The 3,387-nt window shown below is 68.1% G+C and carries 2 protein-coding genes; both read right to left on the bottom strand.

Annotated features, from left to right (window positions below):
* Nucleotides 1-57: 57 nt before the first annotated feature.
* On the bottom strand, nucleotides 58-1,794 hold the full coding sequence (locus AB8Z36_RS34710) for an LCP family protein (RefSeq protein WP_369217364.1): 1,737 nt from the start codon (nucleotides 1,792-1,794) through the stop codon (nucleotides 58-60).
* A gap of 225 nt (nucleotides 1,795-2,019) precedes the next feature.
* Nucleotides 2,020-3,306, bottom strand: coding sequence for an LCP family protein (locus AB8Z36_RS34705; RefSeq protein ID WP_440582079.1), 1,287 nt, complete (start codon nucleotides 3,304-3,306; stop codon nucleotides 2,020-2,022).
* Between the last annotated feature and the right edge of the window lie 81 nt (nucleotides 3,307-3,387).

Genomic DNA, 3,387 nt, shown 5'->3' with positions numbered 1-3,387 from the left:
CCGCCTTGGCCGTATACCGCCTTGGCGCATTGTTAGACGCAGAACGACCGCTTCAGGTCACTTGGCACACACAGTCTTATCCGCTTCGACCTTCTGGATCCCCTCCGGCGCCTTCGTCGGCGGGGAGATGGGCACTCCCGCGCCCTTGAAGTCGCCGCCCAGCGTCAGCTTCATGGCAGGAAGGCCCTGTGCGTTCTTCTCGCTCTTGCCCGGCTTCAGGGCGGCGGCGGGAAGGCCCATGATGTCGGCGAGCCGACGGGCCTGGTCCGCCTGGTCGGGGCCGTACTCAAGCGTCGTCTTCTTGATGACCGAGGGCGCGTTCCCCAACTGGCTGGACTTCAGCACGCCCTCATTGTTCTGCAGCCACGTGAGAGTTGTCTGAGCGGCGCCGGTCTTGCCGCTGCCGTTGTAGAGGTCCACGCGGACCTCGGAGGCGTCGGCCTTGGGCCCCTTGAGACGGGCGGCCACCTCGGCCTTCTCCGCCTTCTCCTTCTTCTTCACCGCGGTCAGCGACTGGTCGGCGCGCATCATCGCGAACAGCGGGCCGGACTTGGCCTCGTTGAGCACGACCGTCGTGTGCACCTTCTCGTTCGGGTTGTCGACGACCGGGGTGGTGGCGAAGCTCAGGTTCTTCACGTCCAGCTTGCCGAGCTCCATGCCGAGGTCACGGAGTCTCATGATGTCCGCAATCTTGGAGTCGACGGTGAGCGCCTTGGTGCCCGCCTCGGCGAGGCCGAACATCTTCTTCGGGTTGGTGAGCGTGTCGTTCGACTTCAGCTTGCGCATGAGCGAGCTGAGGAACTGCTGCTGGAGCTCGATCCGGCTCAGGTCGCCGCCGGTGCCCACCGAGTGCCGGGTGCGCACGAACGCCAGCGCCTCCTCGCCCTCGATGGTGTGCTTGCCCGCGGGCAGCTTGAGGTGCGAGTCCGGGTCGTCGATGTCCTTCGCGAGGCAGATGTCCACGCCGTCGACCGCGGACGAGAGCGTCTTGACCGCGTTGAAGTCGGCCACCATGAAGTGGTCGAGCTTTATCCCCGTGATCTTCGTGACCGTACGCATGGTGCAGCTCGGCGTGCGGTCCTGCTGGCCGAGGCTCTCGTTGAACCGGACGTTCTTCGAGCCGGGGATGGTCTTGGTGCTGCCGTCCTCCTGCGTCGTCGGGCAGTCCGGGATGTCGGTGATCATGTCGCGCGGAATGCTCAGCGCGGTGGCGTTGGAGCGGTCCTTGGAGACATGCAGCAGGATCGTGGTGTCGGCGTGCCCGAGGCTGCCCGCGTCGCCGTAGCCCTCGTTGCCGTCACCGCTGCGCTTGTCGGTGCCGACGAGCAGGATGTTGATCGCGCGGTCCTTGCTGAAACCGCCCGTACCGGCGCCGTCGTCGTTCAGCGAATTGATGTTGTCGTTGAGGTGCTGGTAGTAGAGATAGCCGCCCACGCAGCCCGTGACCAGCAAGAACGCCAGCGAGCCGCCGGTCCACACCAGGATCTTCCGGCTCTTGGACTTCTTCGGCTTCTGCTTGCGCCTGCCGCCCGCGGGCTCCGGCTCCTTGACCCGGCGCCTGCGCTGTCCGGGCACGTCGCGGCGCTCCTCGCGCTCGCGCTGCCGCGGTCGGTCGCCGTTCGGCGCGGGTCGGCCACGGCCGCCCTGGCGGGATGCTGATCTACGAGGTCCGGGAACCGTCGACTGCCCAGCGGAAGGGCTCAGTCGCAATTCGTAATCACCGGTTTCCGGGTTGAGCACCCACTGGTCTGCGGGATCGATGTTCTCCGCCCGCCCACGGCCTTGCGCGTCCACGGTTGTCTGCGTCCTCCGTCGGGGCCACGCGGCGCCTTTCCCCCCTCAAGAAGGCGCTCGGTCATTCGTTTCAGCGGTGCGCGGCCGGCAGGCCCGGCGCACCGGATCGCTCACACTATCCGCCCAGTTCAGCGCCGGACGACGCCGGTGACAAATTCCACTCCCCTACAACTGGGCAATCTGCCCTATTTCTTAGTGCGGAGTGCCCTTGCCTTGAGGATCGTTTTACTCGCAGGCGGGCTCGGCGGCCGTGTTGCCCCTAAATGTCGGTGCGGGCGAGGGGGTGGGGCTCGGGTCGTCGGGCTTCTCGTCGGTGACGTCCTCCCCGGCGGCATCCTCCTCGCTCGGTGCGCTCGGTGCGCTCGGTGCGCTCGGTGTGCTTGGCATGCTCGGCGTGCTCGGCGCGGGCTTCTGCGGGACCACGGCCACCGGGCCGTCGGTGCGGAGCCGGGTGAAGAGTTCCTCCGCCGCGGGCTCCACCAGCTCGTCGCGGTTCGCGTCGTAGGCGTAGGACTTCCTGGGGACAGTCAGGAACTGCACCCGTTCGGTGGGGATATTGCGCATGCCACGCACCAGTTCGTACAAACCCCGCAGGCTGGCCAGAGCCGGGTCGGTGGTCAGTGAAGAAGTGGCCGCGTCGAGAACGGGATAGAGCTTCCCCGGATTCAGCAGCACGTCATTGCTCTGGACCTTGTTCACCAGCGCCCCGAGGAACTCCTGCTGCCGGTCCATCCGGTCGGTGTCGCTGCCATTGCCGAGGCTCTTGCGGGCCCGAACGTAACCGAGCGCCTGTTCGCCGTCGAGGGTGCGCAGACCCGGGGCGAGATTCACGTGGGCGTCGGGGTCGGTGATCGGCTTCTTGAGGCAGACCTCGACGCCGTCCACCGCGTCGACCATGTCCTTGAACCCCGCGAAGTCGACGACCATGTGGTGGTCGACGCGGATGCTGGTCAGCTTCTCGACGGTACGGATCGTGCAGGCCGTCCCGCCGACTTCGTAGGCCCAGTTGAACTGGCCGAACCGGGGCCGCGTGCGCGAACCGTCCGGCGTGCGGCAGCCGGGGATGTCCACCATCAGATCCCTGGGGATCGACACGGCGGTCGCGCTGCGCCGGTCGGCGGCCAGGTGCAGCAGGATCGTGGTGTCCGAGCGCTGGGTGCCGGGGTCCTTGCCGTACTTGCGGTTGCCCCGGCCCGCCCGCGTGTCGGAGCCGATCACCAGGATGTTCTGCGCGTCGTGCACGAGGGGCGTCGGGCGCTCCTTCTCGTACCGCTCCAACTCGGCGGCGGCGTCGGTGTCCCTCGTGATGTTGCCGTCGAGCTTCTTGTACGCCGCCCACCCCAGACCGGCCGCGGCGAGCACGAGGACGGACACCCCGAGCGCCACGGAGTGCAGCCAGCGGCGCCTGCGCCGCCCCAGGCCCATCCCGGTCGGGGTCGCGCCCGCGCCGCCGGGCTCCCCCCGCTCCGGCGCCCCGTCCGGTCCTGGGGGCGGGCCTGCGGTGTCGGTCACTGTTGCGTCCACCCCTCATGGCTGCGTCGGTACGAGGCGCGCGGCCACGGCGTGCGCGGCTGCGGCGTGCGTATCTACGAC

The organism is Streptomyces flavofungini (assembly GCF_041028215.1).
Classification (GTDB): Bacteria; Actinomycetota; Actinomycetes; order Streptomycetales; family Streptomycetaceae; genus Streptomyces; species Streptomyces flavofungini_B.
This window is presented reverse-complemented; position numbering and strand designations above follow the sequence as displayed.